General features: G+C 35.5%; 22 protein-coding genes and 1 tRNA gene. 4 read left to right on the forward strand and 19 right to left on the reverse strand.

Annotated elements, in window-relative coordinates; all coding sequences use genetic code 11:
* Positions 1 to 4 precede the first annotated feature (4 nt).
* Complete coding sequence (locus VOI54_RS02815) at positions 5 to 1,834, forward strand: GNAT family N-acyltransferase (RefSeq protein ID WP_326281214.1); 1,830 nt, start codon at positions 5 to 7, stop codon at positions 1,832 to 1,834.
* Here VOI54_RS02815 and VOI54_RS02820 read toward each other — a convergent pair.
* The 16 genes from VOI54_RS02820 to VOI54_RS02895 form a co-directional block, all read right to left on the reverse strand.
* Positions 1,831 to 2,268 (reverse strand): arsenate reductase ArsC, encoded by a 438-nt coding sequence (locus tag VOI54_RS02820; RefSeq protein WP_326281215.1) that lies wholly within the window; start codon positions 2,266 to 2,268, stop codon positions 1,831 to 1,833. The genes VOI54_RS02815 and VOI54_RS02820 overlap by 4 nt on opposite strands.
* Positions 2,269 to 2,379: 111 nt before the next feature.
* Positions 2,380 to 2,871 (reverse strand): DUF6428 family protein, encoded by a 492-nt coding sequence (locus VOI54_RS02825; RefSeq protein ID WP_326281216.1) that lies wholly within the window; start codon positions 2,869 to 2,871, stop codon positions 2,380 to 2,382.
* Positions 2,872 to 2,935: 64 nt separating this feature from the next.
* Entirely contained in the window at positions 2,936 to 3,259 is a 324-nt protein-coding gene (locus VOI54_RS02830) for an ArsR/SmtB family transcription factor (RefSeq protein WP_326283125.1), read from the reverse strand.
* Positions 3,260 to 3,360: 101 nt separating this feature from the next.
* A complete protein-coding gene (locus VOI54_RS02835) occupies positions 3,361 to 3,600 on the reverse strand; it encodes a TM2 domain-containing protein (RefSeq protein ID WP_326283126.1) in 240 nt (79 codons plus the stop codon).
* Between the two features lie 174 nt (positions 3,601 to 3,774).
* Positions 3,775 to 4,539: a sulfite exporter TauE/SafE family protein gene (locus VOI54_RS02840; protein WP_326281217.1), complete on the reverse strand. Its 765-nt coding sequence runs from the start codon at positions 4,537 to 4,539 to the stop codon at positions 3,775 to 3,777.
* Between the two features lie 31 nt (positions 4,540 to 4,570).
* Positions 4,571 to 4,957 carry a VOC family protein gene (locus tag VOI54_RS02845; protein WP_326283127.1) on the reverse strand — a complete coding sequence of 129 codons (387 nt, stop codon included), beginning with the start codon at positions 4,955 to 4,957 and terminating at the stop codon, positions 4,571 to 4,573.
* Positions 4,954 to 5,418 (reverse strand): DUF1801 domain-containing protein, encoded by a 465-nt coding sequence (locus VOI54_RS02850; protein ID WP_326281218.1) that lies wholly within the window; start codon positions 5,416 to 5,418, stop codon positions 4,954 to 4,956. The genes VOI54_RS02845 and VOI54_RS02850 overlap by 4 nt, the downstream gene beginning before the upstream one ends.
* A gap of 27 nt (positions 5,419 to 5,445) precedes the next feature.
* On the reverse strand, positions 5,446 to 6,381 hold the full coding sequence (locus VOI54_RS02855) for a 2-hydroxyacid dehydrogenase (protein ID WP_326281219.1): 936 nt from the start codon (positions 6,379 to 6,381) through the stop codon (positions 5,446 to 5,448).
* Between the two features lie 49 nt (positions 6,382 to 6,430).
* Positions 6,431 to 7,804, reverse strand: a complete 1,374-nt coding sequence (gene mgtE, locus VOI54_RS02860; protein ID WP_326281220.1) for a magnesium transporter — start codon at positions 7,802 to 7,804, stop codon at positions 6,431 to 6,433.
* Between the two features lie 20 nt (positions 7,805 to 7,824).
* Positions 7,825 to 8,598 (reverse strand): 16S rRNA (adenine(1518)-N(6)/adenine(1519)-N(6))-dimethyltransferase RsmA, encoded by a 774-nt coding sequence (gene rsmA, locus VOI54_RS02865; protein WP_326281221.1) that lies wholly within the window; start codon positions 8,596 to 8,598, stop codon positions 7,825 to 7,827.
* A 97-nt stretch (positions 8,599 to 8,695) separates the two neighbouring features.
* Positions 8,696 to 9,019, reverse strand: coding sequence for a DUF4286 family protein (locus VOI54_RS02870; protein WP_326281222.1), 324 nt, complete (start codon positions 9,017 to 9,019; stop codon positions 8,696 to 8,698).
* Positions 9,020 to 9,021: 2 nt separating this feature from the next.
* Positions 9,022 to 9,534 carry a GNAT family N-acetyltransferase gene (locus VOI54_RS02875; RefSeq protein WP_326281223.1) on the reverse strand — a complete coding sequence of 171 codons (513 nt, stop codon included), beginning with the start codon at positions 9,532 to 9,534 and terminating at the stop codon, positions 9,022 to 9,024.
* Between the two features lie 4 nt (positions 9,535 to 9,538).
* The gene (locus VOI54_RS02880) at positions 9,539 to 11,314 is read right to left on the reverse strand and encodes a tetratricopeptide repeat protein (RefSeq protein WP_326281224.1); all 1,776 of its coding nucleotides are present in this window, start codon (positions 11,312 to 11,314) and stop codon (positions 9,539 to 9,541) included.
* Positions 11,315 to 11,880: 566 nt separating this feature from the next.
* Complete coding sequence (serS, locus tag VOI54_RS02885; protein WP_326281225.1) at positions 11,881 to 13,152, reverse strand: serine--tRNA ligase; 1,272 nt, start codon at positions 13,150 to 13,152, stop codon at positions 11,881 to 11,883.
* Positions 13,153 to 13,197: 45 nt separating this feature from the next.
* Entirely contained in the window at positions 13,198 to 14,514 is a 1,317-nt protein-coding gene (locus tag VOI54_RS02890) for an HTTM domain-containing protein (RefSeq protein ID WP_326281226.1), read from the reverse strand.
* A complete protein-coding gene (locus VOI54_RS02895; protein ID WP_326281227.1) occupies positions 14,504 to 15,442 on the reverse strand; it encodes a bifunctional riboflavin kinase/FAD synthetase in 939 nt (312 codons plus the stop codon). Before VOI54_RS02895 ends, VOI54_RS02890 begins: the two co-directional genes overlap by 11 nt.
* A gap of 82 nt (positions 15,443 to 15,524) precedes the next feature.
* On the opposite strand from VOI54_RS02895, the gene VOI54_RS02900 reads away from it, so the two are divergent.
* Positions 15,525 to 18,221 (forward strand): zinc-dependent metalloprotease, encoded by a 2,697-nt coding sequence (locus VOI54_RS02900; RefSeq protein WP_326281228.1) that lies wholly within the window; start codon positions 15,525 to 15,527, stop codon positions 18,219 to 18,221.
* Here VOI54_RS02900 and pth read toward each other — a convergent pair whose 3' ends face one another.
* From pth to VOI54_RS02915, 3 genes are all read right to left on the reverse strand, one after another.
* Positions 18,222 to 18,848 (reverse strand): aminoacyl-tRNA hydrolase, encoded by a 627-nt coding sequence (gene pth / locus VOI54_RS02905; protein WP_326281229.1) that lies wholly within the window; start codon positions 18,846 to 18,848, stop codon positions 18,222 to 18,224.
* A gap of 76 nt (positions 18,849 to 18,924) precedes the next feature.
* The gene (locus VOI54_RS02910) at positions 18,925 to 19,557 is read right to left on the reverse strand and encodes a 50S ribosomal protein L25/general stress protein Ctc (RefSeq protein WP_326281230.1); all 633 of its coding nucleotides are present in this window, start codon (positions 19,555 to 19,557) and stop codon (positions 18,925 to 18,927) included.
* A gap of 63 nt (positions 19,558 to 19,620) precedes the next feature.
* On the reverse strand, positions 19,621 to 20,562 hold the full coding sequence (locus tag VOI54_RS02915) for a ribose-phosphate pyrophosphokinase (protein WP_326281231.1): 942 nt from the start codon (positions 20,560 to 20,562) through the stop codon (positions 19,621 to 19,623).
* A 205-nt stretch (positions 20,563 to 20,767) separates the two neighbouring features.
* Between VOI54_RS02915 and VOI54_RS02920 the strand changes: the two genes are divergently transcribed.
* The gene (locus tag VOI54_RS02920; RefSeq protein WP_326281232.1) at positions 20,768 to 21,016 is read left to right on the forward strand and encodes a GIY-YIG nuclease family protein; all 249 of its coding nucleotides are present in this window, start codon (positions 20,768 to 20,770) and stop codon (positions 21,014 to 21,016) included.
* Positions 21,017 to 21,033: 17 nt separating this feature from the next.
* Positions 21,034 to 21,115, forward strand: a tRNA-Leu gene (locus VOI54_RS02925).
* Positions 21,116 to 21,367 lie beyond the last annotated feature (252 nt).

The following is a 21,367-nucleotide window of genomic DNA, read 5'->3' on the forward strand; positions in this document are numbered from 1 at the left end:
ACACATGAGTAAACAACAAGATGTAGGGTTAGTTAACGCCAAAGAAGTTGCAAAAGCCATTCAATTAAGTAAATACGGCTTTATAGGTACATTTATTGGTTGGCTTTTAATGAAAGTCCTTAAAATATCTACACTTAATAAAATATACAAGCGTAATAAACATCTAAGCGATTTACCTTTTCTGAATGGTATTTTAGATGATTTTCAAATAAAATTTGAAATCCCGGAAGAAGATTTAAAGCGCTTGCCAAAGGACGGGGCTTACATTACCATATCCAATCATCCGCTTGGGGGTATTGATGGTATTTTGCTTTTAAAGTTAATGATTGAGCAACGCAAAGATTTTAAAATTATAGCCAATTTTTTGCTCCATAGAATTGAGCCTTTAAAACCCTACATCATGCCTGTTAATCCGTTTGAAGACAGAAAAGATGTTAAATCCAGTATAGCCGGTTTTAAAAATGCCATACTTCATCTAAGAGACGGACACCCTTTAGGTATTTTCCCTGCGGGTGAAGTGTCTACCTATCGTGATGGTAAATTAGTAGTAGATAAACCCTGGGAAGAAGCCGCTATGAAACTGGTTAAAAAAGCCGGAGTTCCCGTGGTTCCCATTTATTTTCATGCCAAGAACAGCAAACTGTTTTATAAGCTTTCAAAAATTAGCGATACCTTCAGAACTGCCAAATTGCCTTCTGAGCTGTTAACTCAAAAAAGACGTACCATAAGAGTTAGAATAGGAAAACCCATTTCTGTGAATGACCAAAAAGAATATGCTGCTTTAGATGAATTTACAGAGTTTTTAAGACGTAAAACCTATATGCTTTCTAATGCTTTTGAAGACAAGCCAAAAATGCTGGATAACATCTCATCAACCCTGAAAACTCCTAAAGCGCCTAAAAATATTGTCACACCGGTTGATAAAACTCTAATGGTAGATGAAGTTGATTCGCTTAGACAAAATGATTCCAGGCTGTTAGAAAGTAAGAACTACGAAGTGTTTTTAGCTGAAGCCGGAAAAATACCTAACATCCTTCGGGAAATAGGGCGACTACGGGAAATAACATTCAGAGAAGTAGGTGAAGGCACCAATGAAGCTATAGACTTAGATGATTTTGATAACTATTACCACCATATGTTTTTATGGGACAGGGAAAATAATTTGCTTGCCGGAGCTTACAGAATGGGGCTGGGTTCCAAGATCTTTAAACGTTATGGTATTGACGGGTTTTATCTTCAGGACCTGTTTAGGTTTGAACCCGAGTTGTATAAAATGATGAGCCAGTCCATTGAAATGGGACGTGCCTTTATTATAAAAAGCTATCAACAAAAACCAATGCCCTTATTTTTACTTTGGAAGGGTATAGTACACACTACCTTACGTTTTCCTGAACATAAGTTTTTAATTGGTGGGGTGAGCATCAGTAATCAGTTTTCAAATTTCTCAAAATCCTTAATGATTGAGTTTATGAAATCTCATTATTACGATCCTTATATTGCTCAATATGTACATCCTAAAAAGGAATTTAAGGTAATACTAAAAGATGCTGACAAGGATTTTGTTTTTGATGAAACCGAGGCCGACCTCAACAAATTTGATAAAATAATAGATGAAATAGAACCGGGAGCTTTAAGGCTACCGGTCCTACTCAAAAAATACATTAAACAAAATGCCAAATTGGTGGCTTTTAATGTAGATCCGTTATTCAATAATTCTGTTGACGGGCTTATGTACATTAAAATAGCCGACTTACCCGAAAGTACCGTTCGTCCGGTTATGGAAGAATTTCAGGCTGAACTGGAGGCCAAATTTAAGGACATTAAAAAGGATTAAACCGCCTGTTCTAAATTCAAATGTTCTCTAACAAAATCTTTAAAGTACGCTTTTATTTCCTGTCTGGCTTTTAAAAATGCCGCATGTTTTTCTTCATCAGTACCTTCTAATTTAGAAGGGTCATAAAAGTTATGATGTAATCGTATGGCATTTTTACTTGGCATGAACGGACAGTTTTCATTAGCGTGATCACAAACCGTAATGATATAGTCAAAATCAACATCTGAGTATTCATCAACATGGTTTGAGGTATGGTGATCAATACTAATCCCGGTTTCCTTCATTATAGCAGCAGCACCCGGATTAATACCATGGGTTTCAATCCCTGCACTATAAACCTTTACTTTTTTGTTATCTAAAAAATGATTTAAATAACCATGAGCCATTTGACTTCTACAGGAATTCCCTGTACATAATACTAATATATTTTTCATTAATAAAGTGTTGTGATTCCCACAATACCGGGAATCTAAAAATTAATACGTTTTTTAATTAAACAGACTTCTACCGGTGCTTTATAGAAAAACCGGTAGAAGGTTATACTATTAGCAACAACCGCTTCCCGGAGCACAAACTTCCCCGCTTGCTACAACTTCTTTCTTATCAGTAACACCGCAAGCTTCTTTAGCTTTACAGTCTGTTTTTTCAATAGCTAACTTAATTATTAAATTGTTTTCCTGTATTACAAAATCGTTAACAAATAACTGTGCTGTATGAAACGTAGCATTACTATATTCAAATTTGACTTCAGCATTCAAATCATAAGACTTCATTGTTCCTACTTTTTTAAATATAGATAAGGCTTTGAAAACCGTCATATAATCTCTTTTGCCTAATTCTTTTGGACTCTCCCAAAGCTGGACAACCGTTTCATTCCAGGCATCTGTCCGGGCTCCACAATCTACAGAATCAACAGCTATATGCTTTACTTCTGTGATATGATAATTGGCTCCAACCAACAAATTGGGGGCATATTCAAACAACAACGATTTATTCTTATGTGTTTCCAGTACTTCAAAAAATTCTTGTGTATTCATGTTTTATTATGGTATTTATCCTGAGTTTCTTCCAGGAATTGTATTAATTAAATGTATGTCTTGGTTAACAACAATTTGATTTAGTGGTATTAAAAAAGGTATTTAGCTGCTCCTGTATTTCTGTCCAGCGTTCTATATTAATACAGTAGCACATACGTTTTCCTTCAATTTCTCCTTTAAGCAGATTAATACTTTTAAGTTCTTTTAAGTGCTGTGATATTGTAGCCTGTGCCAATCCTATTTCTTCAACCAGATCATTGCAAATGCAAGTGTTTTGCTTGCTAATGTATTGCAGGATAGCTACACGTGCAGGATGCCCCAGGACTTTAAAAAACTGGGCTAAATCATTTTGTTTCTCTGTAAATATTTGACTTTTTGTAATTCCCATATCATTATTCATATATTGCAATATTACGATAATAAAATTAAATAAAAAAGCCAAAATGTTTTTTTGGCTTTTTTTATGATTGGATGTAGCTTAACTTTATGTCAAAACCAGGGTTTTTTACCTGCCTGATACGTATTATAAAACTCTTCATCAGATTTTGTTAGATATACTATCCCTTCAATAAGTCCAACTAAGCCCATTAAAGAAACGCCTGCCCCACAGGTAAATGCGCCTAAAACCAGAGAGACCACAAGCATAATAACCCCTTCTTTATTATACCCCAGTATAAACTTATGAACACCAAGTGCTCCTAATAAAATGGCCAGAACCCCCGCAAGTATTTTCTTGTTTCCGTCAGAGTCAAAAGTTTATTTGGCACTTTCTGCAAACTCTTTGGCGGTTTCTTTGGCATCATCTAAGGCATCGTTTAGGTCATCTTTTAAATTGTTATCATCAGACATGTTATAAAATATTTTGGTTAGACTATAAATTTAATAAAAAATCTGGCTTTATAATTATCTAAACAACATTATTACACCTCCTAAAGCTGTGACTATCAATATAAACCTCCTGTAATTCATATTGGAGATTATTTTAACTACAGATGCCCCGATAAAAAAACCTATGACCACCATTGGGACCAAGGCACTATTCAAAACTAAAGTCTCTTTGGAAACGGTACCCCAAATAAAATAATGAAAGGGCAACTTAAACACATTGATTATAAAAAACAACCAGGCCACTGTACCTATAAATTCATTTTTAGGGAAGCGTACTGCTAGAAAATAAATATTGGCAATAGGGCCCGCCAAATTACCTATCATGGTAGTAAAACCTGCTAAAAACCCCATGACACTTGAAAACACTTTTGATTTTGGCAGTTGAGACGCCTTCTTGTTTTCACTATATGCCATGACACATACTGAACCTATAATAATAATGGACATCAACCTTTTAAACCAGATTTCTGAGATATCATTACCTATCCAGACCCCAACTAAAACTCCAACAACCATCCAGGGCAGTAGCTTAAAAATATAGTTCCATTGGGCATGCCTGTTATAGTATATTACCGCTAAAATATCGGCACAAACTAGCATAGGAAGCAAAACTCCAGTTGAGGCTTTTTCTCCAAACACAAAGGCTAAAATTAGTATTATAATTATACCAATGCCTTTTATTCCGGATTTTGAAATGCCTAAAGTAAAGCCTGCAAACCCTATAGCTACCCATTGCCCTGTTGTAAGATGAAAAGATTCTAAAATTTCAAGATAATTCAAATAGAATGGCGTTAGAATTTAGCGCTTAAATTTACTTAAATGCATTATCAATAGGTTCCCAAAGTTCAATTTTATTTCCATCATTATCTAAAATCCAGCCAAATTTCCCGTAATCATACTCCTCTATTTTCCCCACTATAGTAACCCCCTCTTCTTTTAAAGCCTTGAGTAATTCTTCTAAATTTTCAACGCGATAATTAAACATAAAGTCCTTTTTTGAAGGCTCGTAATATTTAGTATCTTCGGGAAAAGGCCCCCATTGTGTTGAGCAATCGTTACCTTCCTGATCCTTCCACCAAAATGTACAGCCGTAATCGTCTGTATTAAACCCCAAGTGCTTTTTATACCATTCTTTTGATGCTTTTGGGTCTTTTGACTTAAAAAAAAGTCCGCCAATTCCTGTAACTCGTTTCATTATTTCTTTCTGTTTTTTATAGCGGTTTCATAAATCTCAATCCATTCATCAACGTCTACTTTTGATGTTAATTCTCCTATAAGCTCATAGGGGATGTCTTCAATTTTTTTAAAGCGTATACAACTTTTTCCCATATCAAGTTTATACTTGCAGCGTTTGGCGTATTCTGAAGTAAACCATTCCATAACACCTGGCTTTGCATAAATCACCATACTGTATACCGCTATAAAGTTTTTCTGGGAGGCCAGATTCATAAAGGGTAAGGGTGATTTTGGATCACAATGATAGCCCTCCGGGTATACGGAATGTGGAATAACATAGCCCAGCATACCGTAATTCATAGCTTCTTCAATACCTTTGGGAAGGTTGTCTAAAATCTGTTGTCTTAATTTCTTTAGGGGTTCTTTTCTGTCCTCTGGTAGTTCATCCAGATACTGTTGTGGTGATGTTGCTTTTGATTGCATGTATATACGTTTTGAATGTATATAAAGTTAACAAAATTTAGCTTTTATTTTATCTACAATGGTTTGGGCCAGTTTTTCTTTGCTTTCAACAGTCCAACCGGCAATATGTGGTGATAACAACACATTGTCAGCATGAATTAAATATTGAAATGCATCTGGCAATTTTGATGAGAATAAGGTTTCAAATGATGCTTTTTCATATTCTAAAACATCTAAGCCTGCGCCTAATATCTTACCGGATTTCAATGCCAAAACTAAATCTTGTGTAACCACACTCTTTCCCCGGGCTGTATTGATCAACCAAAAAGGTTTTGAAAACTGATTGATAAATGCCGTATTTATCATGTTTAGTGTTAAGGGCGTTTGTGGGGTGTGTAAACTAACCACATCTGCTTTTTGCTGAAATTCTACAAGCGATACCTGCCTGGCATTGGCATCACCAACATGATCTTTTATATCATAACATACGACCTCAACATCAAAGCCCCTCAGCTTTTTTGCAAATGCTTTTCCCATATTACCATAACCAATAAGACCTACCGTTTTACCATCCAGCTCTATCCCCCGGTTGTCTTCTCTTAGCCATTTCCCTAAACTAACTTCTGTATTGGCTTTATTTAATTTATTGAATAATGACAGTAACATGCCTAGAGTGTGTTCTCCTACGGCATTTCTGTTACCTTCGGGTGCAGATATTAAATAGATGCCTTTACTTTCAGCATATTCACAATCTATATTTTCTAATCCAGCACCAACACGACCTATAAATTTTAAGTTGGTTGCTGCATTTAAAAAGGCGCTGTCTATTGTAAAACGACTCCTTAATACAATGCCGTCATACTCATGAATTTTAGCTTCTACTTCAGTTTTTGAAGATACGTAGTCCTCATGATTGGTATACCCCAGATCATTTAACTGATTAATTAATAAATGGTGATTCGTGTCTAAGTGAAGGATTTTCATCTGGCAAAGATAAAAAGTCTTAAAGGCTTATAAAAATTAAGGTTTAGAATTAAAATCCCAAGATAAGTTTTGCCACTAAGAAATAAATAAAAATTCCAAAAACGTCGTTACTTGTTGTTATAAAAGGCCCTGTAGCTACCGCTGCATCTACACCTCTTTTATCTAAGAAAATGGGGATAAATGTTCCAATAATTGCGGCCATGATAATCACAGTAATTAAAGCCACACAAATGGTTAGGGATTCTAAATACGTTGTATGAAATACAAAATGGCTAATCACTAACACAATACCTGCTATGGCTAGCCCATTGACCAGTCCTAATAAAAACTCCTTTAGCAATCGACTTAAAATTTTTCCATCAATGGTATTATTGGCTAGCCCCTGAACTACAATAGCTGATGATTGTACCCCAACATTTCCTGCTGTTGCCTGAATTAACGGAATAAACATAAGCAGTGCCGGGAACTTCAGCATAGCATCACTAAATCCGTTTATTATACTAGCTGCTCCAATACCCCCAAACATCCCTATTAAAAGCCAGGGTAAGCGTGCCTTTGTAAGCTCCCATATGCTATCATCTGCCTCTACATCACTGGTAATACCTGCCGCTAATTGATAATCTTTTTCGGCCTCTTCTTTCATGACATCTACAATATCATCAATAGTGATTCGTCCTAATAAAATATGATCATCATCTACTACGGGTATGGCTTCCAGGTCATACTTTTGCATAACCTTAGCAATATCTTCTGCATGGTCATGGACATTAACAGAATCTACATTTGATATATATATATCTGATATTTTCTGTTCGTTCTTAGCTACAATAAGATCTTTTAGAGATAAGCGCCCAACCAATTTTTCCTGTTTATCTACAACGTATACTGAATGTACCCTGGTAACTTCTTTGGCTTGCCCTCTAATTCGTCTTAAACACCCGGCAACCGTCCAGGTATCATATACTTTAACAAGCTCTTTAGCCATAAGTCCACCGCCACTATCTTCATCATAGGCCAAAAGCTCTTTAATTTCAGCTTTATGTTCTTCATCTTCAATTTTTGATATTACCTCCTGCCGACGTCTCTCAGGCAATTCAGCAATAATATCGGCGGCATCATCTGTATCTAATTCCTCAACCTCTTCGGCAATTTCCTTAGCTGACAGGTTTCTTAAAACCTTTTCTCTATTATCTTCATCCAACTCCATAAGGACATCTGAAGTGGTTTCAGAATCCAAAAGCTTGATAACATACATAGCTTCCTCCAGATTTAACTCATCCAGGATTTCTGCTATATCGGCATAGTGGAACTCATTTAAAAGACGATGCAATTCCTTGTCGTTTTGATCTTCAACTAGTAATTGCACTTGCTCTAAAAGTTCTTCTGTGAGCTGAAATTGTATGTTTTCTTTTTCTTCTGTCAAATAGAATGTATTAAAAGATTTTAAGAATCGGCCTCAATCAATTGTGTTAGTTGTATAAACTCTTGAACACTCAATTGCTCAGGACGTTTGCCAAATATACTATTTGCTTTTAAATTATCTGATAAATTGAATGTTTTTAAACTGTTACGAATTGTTTTTCTACGTTGCTGGAAAGCTGTTTTTACCGTTCTAAAGAATAATTTTTCATCACAGGGCAGTACAAAATTTTCCTTTCTTATCAATCTTAAAACACCTGAATCTACTTTTGGAGGTGGATTAAATACATTTGGAGGTACTGTAAATAAGTATTCTGCGTCATAAAACGCCTGTGTTAAAACCGAAAGTATCCCGTACACTTTACTGCCTTCTTTTGAACAGATACGTTGTGCTACTTCCTTTTGAAACATCCCCGAAAGTTCAGGGATTTGATTGCGCATTTCTAAAGTTTTAAATACTATTTGGCTTGAAATATTATATGGATAATTACCTATAATGGCAAACGGCTCTTGTTTAAAAGTCTGGTTTAAATCATACTTTAAAAAATCCTTTTCTATAATTCTGGGTGCCAGATTCAGGTAATTTGACCGCAAATATTCAACCGATTCCGTATCGATTTCAATAACGTAGGTGGTCATGTTTTTTTTAAGCAGGTACTTTGTCAATACACCCATTCCCGGACCTATTTCTAAAACAGTCTTATACCCCTTTAATGTCAGTGAGTCTGCTATTTGTTGTGCTATAGATTCATCATTTAAAAAGTGCTGTCCTAAATGTTTTTTTGCTCTTACGGTCATTGGTCAATAGATTAAGTTATTAGAAAAGCCATGACTGCTTTTTCAACCTACAAAGGTAGGCTATTATAAATGGATATCTGTTCTAACAGAGTACCGGCTACTTAAAGTTAACGGTATATTCATCAATAATCTGAAGTTCTGTTCTAAAAGCCAACATCTTATCTGCAAACTTTTTCATACCCTCCCCTCTTAACCGTTCTGCATCTTCTCTGTAATACGCATCCAACGCCTCCCTGGAATAGGTTCTATACTGGATGGAATAGGTTACCCCACCCATATCTTCTTCAACCAAAACTCTGGTCAGTGTTGCTTTTTCAAATTTGCCCGTACCCAATACCTGGGGTATATGTGCTTTTATCCATACAAGCCATTCATCATGTATGGACTCGTCTATATTTACCGTAACATTGTATATATACATCCTTATAATTTTTTTGCAAATAACAGCAGTTCCTGATCATCTTCAAAAGGTTTTACCTTTTTTTCATAGGTAAGCCCCAACTTTTCAATAAGTCTTATTGAATTCTTGTTCTCAGGATTTGTAATGGCAGTTATTCTCTTCAAATTAAACTTTTCTTTAGCGAGTTTTAAAATTTCAAGGGATGATTCATAACCAAACCCCTGGCCTTCATATGCCGGCAATAGGGCAAAACCGAGGTCTACGTCCTCCAACTCATCACGTTTTATGAGCCCACAGGTTCCTATGGGGTTATTATACGCTTCTTTTAACTGAAGTTTATAAAATCCAAAACCATAGGTTTTATAGCTTTTAAGGTGCCCTTCTTTTATTCTGTTTTCAGCATCCTTTATAGTTTTTGTATGTCTGTCTCCAATATATTTTATCCAATTGGGAGAATTAACCAACTCTAAAAAGAAAGGGGCATCATTAAGGGCAAATTCAGATAGTATTAAGCGTTTTGTTTCTGCTACAACCATAACGCTAGTTTATAGCATCACCACGCAACGCTCTAAATCGTTTTCTGGCCTCTACAAAATAAATGCTATCGGCATGATGAAATACAATTTGCTCGTATAATGTTTTTGCTTTTTCAGGTTGATTTAATGCATTTTCATAGATCTTGGCTAAATTAAAATAAGCATCGTCAACAAGTATACCGTCTCTATAGTTTTCTATAATAGCCTCATAATTTGTACGGGCTTTTTCAAATTGAGCCTTCAATTCAAACAGTTGTGCCTGTTTATATAAGGTTTGTGCTATAATAGGCTTGGTTTTATGCTTTTCTAAAATGTTATGCAGTACAGTAATGGCTTCGTCATTTCTATTTTGAAACGCCAGTAAATCTGCTTTTGCATAGCGCTTTAAAGCAGTTTGAAGTGAATCTTCATATTTATTATCGGTAATCAATAGCTTTAGTTCTAAGGCATCATTAGCCGTAAGCTGCGATGTTGAAGCCTTTAATATTTTGAGTTGTGATTCTGCCCATTTAAAATCTCCTTTATAATAACTGGCTTTAGCTACCTTAAATCGGGCTTCTTGAGAAATTGTACTGTTTTTTAAGTTACGCTGGATTTGCGTGTAATAAATCAAAGCTTTATTGAACTGCTCTTTTAAAACCAAAATATCGCCTAATTTTAATTTTACCCGGGCTTTTTCCAAACGGTTAATAGGTTGTTTTAAAAGGTCTTCCAAAAACGTAATGGCCGGATCGGTTTCGTTTAAGTAAAACGCTAAAAAATGAGCATATGAGATTTGCAAATTCAATGTTCTGGCCTGGCTACCAAAGGTTTTGAACAACTCCAAATACTTATTTTTTATAGCGCTATAATTTTCTTTTGAATTTTCTTTGATCTCTAATTGAAGTAAATTATAATGTGCACGCAGTTTTGTATCCTCGTTCTGGGCTATTTCTATAACGTAACCAAATATTGCTTTGGCAACATCGGGTTCTTTTTCATTTACTGAGATTGAACCCAGCTCCATAATTCTGTCCAGACTTTGTTGTTCCCTATTATAAATGGCTTTTTCCTGAAGGAAAGCTTTTTTAAAATCTTTTTGTTGGATAAATAACCAACTCAATAATTCATTCCATAGTATATTAGGTTCTTCCTGAAGTTTTTTGAGTAGAATTTTTCTGAGTAATACATTGTTTTCATTATACCCGTCTTCCGTAATAAAATCATTTATTGCACGCTTTACATTACTGAGGATTGCCGGATTAGACTCTGAAAAACTAACATAACTGGCAAACATCTTTTCAATATCACCTTGTTCGCCATAAATCTGTGCCAATTGCAAATCAAAATTATAATCAGGATTTATAACCATAGCTTTTTCATAAGCTGAAGATGCTTCTTCCAAAAGAGAATGGTCCTGAAAACTTTTTGCTACGGTAAACACATTATTCACCTTATTGTCTATACTTGATAGTGCTTTTTGATAATAGCTCTGTGCATTTTCCGTATCGTTTTTTAGCTCAAAATTATATCCTAATTCTACCAAAAAAGCAGGATAATTTACCCGCTTCAGCAACTCCAGTATAAACGTTTCAACCGCATCATATTGCTCTACCTGCTGATGTGCGCTAATAATCTGATTAATATAGGTGATATTGGAGGGGGATCTTGCATAAAGCTTTTTATACTCTAAAAGCGCTTTTTCATACTCCCCATTTTTAAAATATTCTTTGGCCAGTATATCGCCTTGAGAGAATACCGAAGTACTTATACCTATAAATAATACTATAATGAATCGCATACGGTAAATATAACAAATGTAGCTTGTTGATATTACAAATATTATTATAAAGTTATGTGATCTTTATAATACCGGGATTCTGTAATCACTACCTGAAAGATCAGTTAAAAAAAAGTGCCCGAATGTATTCGGGCACTTACCAACCAAAAATAATTCTTCCATTAACTACTGTTAATTAAATACTCGATTGGGGACAAACTTTAGCTTCATGCAATAACATGAGTGACTATTTCAAAAAAATCTTTAAGATTGCATCAAGAGATTTGTTTTGAATAAAAATCCCTATTTACTCACAATTGTAGTTGAATTATCTTCAGACTTTATAAGTTGAAAATCTGAGGATAACACTTTACTGGCAAAAATAATCAGAGCAATTAATAGTACGAGTCGTTTTACATTCTTCATGGTCAGCAGGTTAAATAGATTTGGTTCAGCTAACTTGAAAAATAAAACTTGAAATCGCAAAAAAAGCAAAGAAAAATCGTTAAACAGCAAGTGAAAAATGCATTTTATCGATAAAATACGATTTAAAAACGTTTTATTGTGAGATTAATCTCTCTAAAAATTTAATCTATTATCTTAAATCCGGTATACGACTGAAGTACTTCCGGCACAACTATACCGTCTTCTGTTTGATAATTTTCAAGTATCCCTGCAAGCACTCTTGGTAACGCCAATGCACTCCCGTTAAGTGTATGTGCCAACTCATTCTTACCTTCACTATTCTTAAACCTCAGCTTTAATCGATTTGCTTGAAAGGTTTCAAAATTAGAAACTGAAGAGATCTCTAACCACCTGTCCTGGGCAGTTGAAAACACTTCAAAATCATAGGTCAATGCAGATGTAAAGCCCAGATCTCCTCCACAAAGTCTTAAAATCCTGTATGGTAATTTTAATGCTTCCAAAATAGTCTTTACATGAGCTACCATACCATCTAAAGCCTCATAAGATTTGGTGGGGTGTTCTACTCTTAAAATTTCAACTTTATCAAACTGGTGCAAGCGATTTAAACCTCTTACGTGTGCCCCGTAGCTTCCGGCTTCACGTCTGAAACATGGGGTATAACCGGTTATACCTATAGGCAACTCCTCTTCACTTAAAACAACATCTCTAAAAATATTGGTTCCCGGCACTTCGGCTGTAGGTATCAAATACAGGTTATCTTCAGTGACATGATACATTTGCCCTTCCTTATCCGGTAATTGCCCGGTACCAAATCCTGAAGCTTCATTGACCAAGTGAGGCAATTGATATTCTGTATATCCGGCCTCAGTATTTTTATCTAAAAAATACGCTATTAAAGCACGCTGTAACCTAGCACCCTTACCTTTATACACAGGAAATCCGGCTCCGGTAATTTTATTTCCCAGTTCAAAATCTATGATATCATATTTCTTTGCTAGTTCCCAATGTGGCAAGGCCTTTTTATGCAAAACAGGAATATCTCCTGCTCTAAACACTTCTTCATTATCTTCATCTGTATTCCCTGAAGGCACTATGGCATTGGGTACATTTGGTATTTTATAAAGTAAGCTATTTAGTGCTTCTGCCTTATTATTTAATAATTCTGAAAGCTCCTTTGACTGCTCTTTTAATTGACTTGTTTTTTCTTTTAAAAGGTTAGCCTGTTCAGCCTGACCGGACTTATACAAGTTACCAATCTCTTTTGATAAGGTATTAGATTCTGCTAAGGTATTATCTAATTCGGTTTGAATACGCCTCCTGTCTTCATCAAACTGTATAACATCATCTATCATTTGATGCGCATCAATGTTTCGTTTTGCCAGGCGTTCTATAACTAACGCTCTGTTTTCCCTAATAAAAGCAACTTGCAACATGTCTTGAAAAATTTAAGCGACAAATTTAATGAATTAACCAGATAATCACTCTTGTTTTGATGGTAAAATCCATGTGTTATGCTTAAAAACCTGCCACGTTTCGTTGGCAATATCAACTTCAGGGTCTATTAGATTTTTTATTGGTTTACCATTAACGCTAACCAGGCAATTTACAAATACGGATACATCCTGGCCATCGCTATTGAATTTTTGTTTTAACCGCTGTGCAAATTGCCAGATAACATCAGGTTTGGTTGAAGCCGATTTGATTTGTTTGGCACTCAAATATTGGGTTAAATCAATTTTATGGCGTTTTCCTGTCTCTTTATTTTCAACCCAATAGGTAGCATACCCGCTCTTAGATCTAAGCATCATACGCCATGATAACCTATGTCCTTCTTCGGTCCACAAGACATTATCTTCAATAAAATGATGCCGTAAAGGCAACCCGATCTGAAATAAAAAATAAACTGTAAAAACAATGAACCATAGTGTTTTTAGACCAGGCACAATAACTGCCCCGGAGCTATAATGCGGTTTCTTTTTTAAAAAGCGGTTTTGAATGACCTCTGATGGAAAAAAGAATACGGTAAACGCCAACGATAAATATGGAAAAATGCCTATCTGGAACACAATAGAATTGAAAAGGTGAAAGAATACCGAAGCCATAAAGGCATATTTTCTGGTAGGCTTAAATAATAATAAAGGCACTATTAGTCCATCAAATATAATACCTCCATAGGCCAAAATATAGTGCACCCATTTTTGTTGAAGCAATTGGCCTATAAGAAAATAATCCTGCTTGCCCTTCATAAGGGATTCTATTACTGTGGTATCTAACCAATCCGGGTACAACTTTGCTATTGAAGCATAACTGTATACTATAAACAGTTGCAAAATGATAACCCATCTACACCATTGCGGCATGGAATACCTTTTTATTTCAGGGTTGATCTTAGCATCCAGAGAGGCATATTTATTTGCCGGCAAAAACACCATTATAGCACTTAAAAGCATCAATAAATAATAATGATTATTATATGATGATTTTTGCATCAGGTACGTGGCAGACCACATTAGGGTAAAACAAATCATGCTTAACCTGTATTTATAACCAAGCATAATCAGGAGGCCAAAAATCCCCATAAGGGCATAGTAGTAATACATGCCATGTCCCGGGAGCGGTTGTAACCACTCAAAACCAATAAAGTTAAATGTAAAATCAGGATCTACCAACGTGCGCTTAACCCACCCTGTGAAAATGGCACCTACAGATTCTAAAAAACACAATAAACCAAAAATAATTCTGAAAACTATTAATGATGTATTATCAATATGCCTGAATAACCAATTATTGAGCATCTTGCTTAGCTATATAATCTAAAGCGGTTTGCTTATCTTTAGCTAATTGCGCTTTCAATGCTTCAACGGATTCAAATTTTTCTTCATCACGTAATCTATGTAGTAACTCAATTTGAATGATTTCGCCGTAAATATCCTGATCAAAATCTATAAAATGAACTTCAATGGTTTGCTTATTTCCATTTACTGTAGGATTCATTCCTATATTCATCATCCCATAAATCAAAATCCCATTGATCTTTGAGCGTACAATATAAGACCCTTGTTTCGGGATAATTTTATAATCTTCTTCAATGTCAATATTTGCTGTTGGATAATTAAGTTGTTTTCCCAACCCTTTTCCTTTAGCAACCAAACCACATAACATAAAGTTGTACCCCAAATAGGCATTGGCTTTATGTATTTCGCCACCAGCTAAAGCTTTTCTGATTTTTGTTGAACTAACTGCCACATCATTAATATCCTGAGCAGAGATTTCTTCTACCTCAAAACCAAAAGTATGTCCAAAAGCTTTTAGATCATTAATATCGGCATTTCTGTTTCTGCCAAACCTATGGTCATATCCTATAATTACCTTTTTGGCATTGATTTTATCAACCAAAATATCTTTTACAAAATCTTCTGCCGAGAGCCTGGAAAACTCATGGGTAAAGGTTTTTATAAGCAATAAATCCAGTCCTAATTGATCCAGAATATCATGCCTTTCTTTGATGGTATTAATCAATTTGATATTTGAATCTTTTTGCAGCACCATTCTGGGGTGCGGAAAAAATGTAAGTATTACAGATTTTAACCCTGCCTGCTTACCCGTATTTATTAAGCGCTTTATTATTTTTTGGTGCCCTATATGGACTCCATCAAAAGTCCCAATGGTTACAACGGTAGGTTCAGCAGATTTATAGGTTTCTATATTTTTTACCTTCCTCATTGAATAGCTTAATTATTTAAACAATTTAGAAAATTTAGATTTGTTATATTTGATTCTAAAAAATAGCCTCAGATAATTGTTTATGAAAACAAAACTACATTATGTTTTAACAACTACAATGCTTTTATGTGTATTTTCAGTTTTTGCACAAGAGAAGCTTTTTATTCAAGTTAATTCTAATAAACCCCTTTTAAAATCAAAACTCAGTAAACAGGCTATTAATAAGGGGGTTGTCTATGAATTTAATTATGCTGAATTAACAAAAGCCCTTTCTCCTGAGGCAAAGAAAACTGCTCATACAAAATCCTCAGAAGTGGTTATCCGTTTTCCTGATGCACAAGGCAAATCTGAGCGCTATAATGTGATAGAAGCTTCTGTTATGCATCCTGATTTACAAGCCAAATATCCGGAAATCAGGTCATATATAGGCTATGGTATAGACTCGCCGAGTTCTTCTATACGTTTTAGTTTATCACCCTATAATGGGTTATCTGCCATTGTTTTAGGTAAAGAAGAAACTGTAGTCTTTGAGCCTGCCAGTGATAACCTTGAGCAAATTGTGGTATTAAACAAGTCTGACCTTTCTAAAGACACCGCATTTTTATGTAAAAAATTAGAGTCATATGTTAGCAGCACCAATAAATCCGATGAGGTAAAAAGTGCCGATGACAGTATGAAGCGTACTTATAAACTGGCCCTTTCTGTTACCGGTGAATATGCGCAAGCCAATGGCGGAACTTTATCCTCGGTAAATGCTGCTATTAATGCTACCTTAACTAATATCAATGCTATTTTTGAAAATGATTTTAACCTGTCTTTGCAGTTAATTCCAACCAATGACAATATCATTTATTTGGATCCGAATACAGATCCTTATACCGACTTAGGTAGTTACAACACCCAATTAGCAAACACTTTAGACACCGTAATTTTAGAAGCCAATTATGATATTGGTCACTTATTGGGTGGTATTAATGATGGTAATGGCAATGGTACCGGTGATGCCGGTTGTATTGGATGTGTCTGTAATGACGGAGGGTCTTATCCTGACAAGAATCATAAAGGCTCTGGTTTTTCAACCAGTTCAAGTCCGTCCGGTATCAACTTTGATCTTGATTTTGTTGCTCATGAAATGGGGCATCAATTTGGAGGGTCGCATACCTGGACTCATGATGGTAATGAGGGCAGGGACACGCAAATGGAACCTGGTAGCGGCTCCACCATTATGGGATATGCCGGGATTACAGGTTCTACTAATGTGCAATTATCCAGTGACCCTTATTTTCATGCTATTTCAATTGAACAAATTACAACCTACATAAAAAGTACATCATGTGCCACAATAACTGACACAGGCAATACAACACCTAGCGTTGATGCCGGTAATGATTTAACCTTACCTATAGGCACTGCCTTTAAACTTGTTGGAACCGCTAACGATGCCGACGGAGATAATATTACCTATTGCTGGGAGCAATTTAATGAGGATAATGCCAATACCACTTTCCCCAACCCCAGCTCATCTAATTCTAATTCGGTATTATTCAGGTCATATATACCTACTGAAAATAGCGTCAGGTACTTTCCTAACTTATCAGATCTGAAATTTGGAGTTAATACATTCCAATGGGAAAAAGTGCCAAATGTTAGCAGAACCGCAGATTTCAGGCTAACGGTAAGGGACAACAGACCAGGAGGTGCTAATAACGCATATGATGACTTGCGTGTTACATTTAACAGCACATATGGACCCTTTGAAGTTACCTCACAAAGTACTTCCGATATTGTATGGGAAAGCAGCACACAGGAAACCATTACCTGGAATGTAAACAATACTAATGCTTTATCAGGGGCATCAAACGTAAACATTCTGCTGTCTACAGACGGTGGACTGAACTATGATACCACCTTAGCATCAAACATACCAAATAACGGGAGTCATACGGTTACCGTTCCTATAGTTCCTGCGCCTTATTGCCGTATATTGATTGAACCCACTGATAATAATTTTTTTGCTATAAATTCTCATGATTTTGCCATTGATTATATGGTTAGTAAAACCTGTACACAATATAGTTCTGATCCTAATTTAGGTATTGTAATAACTGATGATGGTCAAGATTTTACAGAATCGCATACCATAAACATAGGGACATCATCTACCATAACTGATATTAATATTGGGGTAGATATATCACATACATTTATTGGTGATCTAGCCGTAGCTGTTTTAAGCCCGGACAACACCCAGGTTTTATTAAAATCTCCAAAAGACTGCAGTAATGAAGAAGATATTATTGGTAGTTTTGATGATGAGGCCATAGCATTCAATTGTTTAAATGCCTCATCTAATACAGCAGCCAAATCAATAAATGATTTACTTTCTGAATTTCATGATAAAGACACCTCCGGTAACTGGACCATTCAATTGGGAGACTATGAACCCGGTGATGTTGGCACTTTAAATTCCTGGTATGTAGAAATTTGCGAAACTACAGAAACTCCTTTAGGGTCTATACCCCCAGGAGATCCAACTAAAATATCGGTTTTCCCTAATCCCAATAGTGGCGAGTTCAATATTAAACTATTTAACCCTTCTAAAAACGAAATAAGTATTGAGGTTTATGATATTAGAAACCGTAGAGTTTATATGAAGTCCTATCTGGATACCAGCCAGATTGATGAGTTGGTAGAATTAAAAAATGCTTATTCCGGCATGTATATTTTAAAGGTTTATACCTCTCAAAAAACCTTTACAAAAAAGCTAATCGTAAATTAATTACTTGCCGTTAAAGGTATTCATGGTCGTATTTACACCTGCCAGCACAAAGGACTTAATTAATTCAACAGATTTCCCCAATCGTTCTTTTAGTTTATCAGACTCTTCAGCAGTCCATTCTCCAAGTACATAATCTATCTGCCTGCCTTTACTAAAAGCATCACTAATACCAAATCTTAAACGGTTATATTTTGTGGTATTTAATTTATCCTGAATGTCTTTCAATCCATTATGGCCACCGTCACTCCCTTTTGTTTTCAGGCGAATACTTCCAAAGGGCAGGTTTAAATCATCTGTAATGACCAATACATTTTCCAATGGGATCTTTTCCTTGGTCTGCCAATACAGCAGGGCTTTCCCACTTAAATTCATATAGGTGCCAGGTTTCAAAAAAATAAAGGTTCGGCCCTTTAGTTTATAGGTACATATAGCTCCTAATTTTTGGGTTTCAAATGTAAGGTCTTCTTGTTGGGCAAAATAATCCAGGATCTTAAACCCGATATTATGCCGGGTATTTTCATACTTTTCTCCAATATTACCTAAGCCAACTATTAAAAAATTTTTCATAGAATCTTGTACCTCTATATGGTTGTTCTTACCAAAAAGCTTATTTAAAAATTGCCACATAAAAGCTTGTTTTTGTAAAAATAAAAAAGCATCCTGAAAAATACAGGATGCTCTTAATATTAAATAAGAATAAAACCTATTCTTGTGCTGCTTCTGCACCCTCAGCTGCCGGTGCTTCTGCGCCTTCTTCTACTTCTTCATCCTCCTCATCTTCATCTACTGCTGTTCTTGATGTTCTCACCTGACATACTACTGTATTATCAGAATGTAAGAAAGTATAATCTTCACTTGGCAGGTCACTTACAGAAACCTTACCTCCAATTTTAAGTGGTGTAATATCTATTTCTATAAAATCAGGTAAGTTAGCCGGAAGGGCTTTAATACGTAATTTCCTGTTATTTCTTCTTAACACACCACCATTTTTAACACCTCTTGAGTTACCTACAAGGTGAACAGGAATATTTAATGCAATTTCTTTGTCTTCAAATAACTGATAGAAATCTATGTGTAGAATCCTGTCTGTTACTGGGTGAAATTGAATATCCTGTAATACTGCGTTAAACGTTTCACCACTTTCTAAACTAATTACAACTGTATGCGCATTAGGCGTGTATACAAGTTTTGAGAAAGCTAATTCTGGTGCTGAGAAATGCACTGGCTTATCTCCTCCGTATAATACGCAAGGAACCTGACCAGCATTACGTAAGGCTTTTGTTGCTTTTTTGCCCACGCTTTCTCTTTGAGATCCGTTGATTGTAATTGACTTCATTTTAATTTATATAATTTAATTAATATACTTTTTTGTTTCCTTTCATTGCGAATGGAAATTGTGCTACATCACAAATTTTGAACTAATAGATTGATTGTTATGAACCCTTTCCATAACTTCCGCAAATAACTCCGCACAACCTAATACCCTAATTTTATCACTCAAGGGTTTTACCGGTATGGAATCGGTTACTATTAATTCTTCTAATTTGGAATTGTTTATATTATCATAAGCATTTCCGGATAAAATAGGATGAGTACATATGGCTCTTACGCTTAATGCACCGCGTTCCATCATTAAATCTGCTGCTTTGGTCAAGGTCCCTGCCGTATCTACCATATCATCAACCAATACTACATTCTTGCCGGTAACATCACCAATAAGCTCCATATGTGAAATCACATTAGCTTTAGCACGTTGTTTATAACATATTACCACATCACTTTGTAAGGCTTTTGAATAGGCATAAGCTCTTTTTGACCCGCCCATGTCTGGAGATGCAATAGTTAGATTAGGCAGATTTAATGCTTTCAAATAGGGTAGAAAAATAGTAGAAGCAAATAAATGATCTACCGGTTTTTCAAAAAATCCTTGAATTTGATCGGCATGTAAATCCATAGTGATAATTCGTGTAGCTCCGGCCGCTTCCAGCATTTTGGCTACCAATTTGGCAGCTATGGGCACACGGGGTTTATCTTTTCGGTCTTGTCTTGCCCATCCAAAATAAGGCAATACCGCTGTAATATGTCTTGCTGAGGCTCGTTTTGCCGCATCAATCATCAACAACATTTCCATTAAATTTTCCGGCCCCGGATTGGTAGACCCTATAATGAAAATTCTGGTTCCGCGAATGGACTCTTCGAAAGACGGTTGAAACTCACCGTCACTATACGTTGAGGTAATAACATTACCCAATTCTGCACCAAAGGCTTTGGCTATTTTTTCACCAAGAATTTTACTTTGTGTACATGCAAAAATTTTAGCTTCTGTAATTACAATGGGCATAGTTAACGTATTGTTTTCTAGTGCAAAACACCAGCTTATTTTAAACGAGGTGCAAATTTATACATTTATTTTAACCTAAATCCTATATTGACCGGTATTTTTATGTGTAATCCCAAAAAAATATATATTTTTGCTGTCCGAAACGCTCAAGTGGCGGAATTGGTAGACCTGTCTGCCGACAGGCAGGCGCGCTAGAAAGGCTCTTATGTTTTATATTTACGCAATCTCCAGTATAGATAGAAATTACATCTATGTTGGCATGACAAAAAATATAAATGAAAGATTCAAGAGGCATAATAGAGGTTGGGAGAAAACAACCAGAGCTTATGCCCCTTTCAAATTGATCTTGATTGAAGAGGTAGGTTTAAGCAGGCCAAAGGCACGAAAAAGAGAGCTGTATTGGAAGTCAGGAATGGGCAAAGAAAAATTACGTCATATAAGAGATAATTTATAGCTTTGCACACTTTAAACGCTCAAGTGGCGGAATTGGTAGACGCGCTGGATTCAAAATCCAGTTTCTTCGGAAGTGTGGGTTCGATTCCCACCTTGAGTACTTTTTAAGTATTATCTTAACACAAAAAACCTGTAAACAATTGATTTACAGGTTTTTTCATTTTTAATACCTCTAAATAATATCATATAAAATCAAATAAAAGGTGTCCAATTCGGTGTCACTTGAAAATTTAAAAAAAGGGGCACCAAATTAACACAATTTAACACATAAAAAATTGATTTTCAGTGTGTTAAAAAATAAACTGTTTATGATTTTTTTTGTAATTTCAAGCAAAATTAATAACAAAAACAG

Source organism: Alterotamlana spongicola, assembly GCF_035818475.1.
Classification (GTDB): Bacteria; Bacteroidota; Bacteroidia; order Flavobacteriales; family Flavobacteriaceae; genus Cognatitamlana.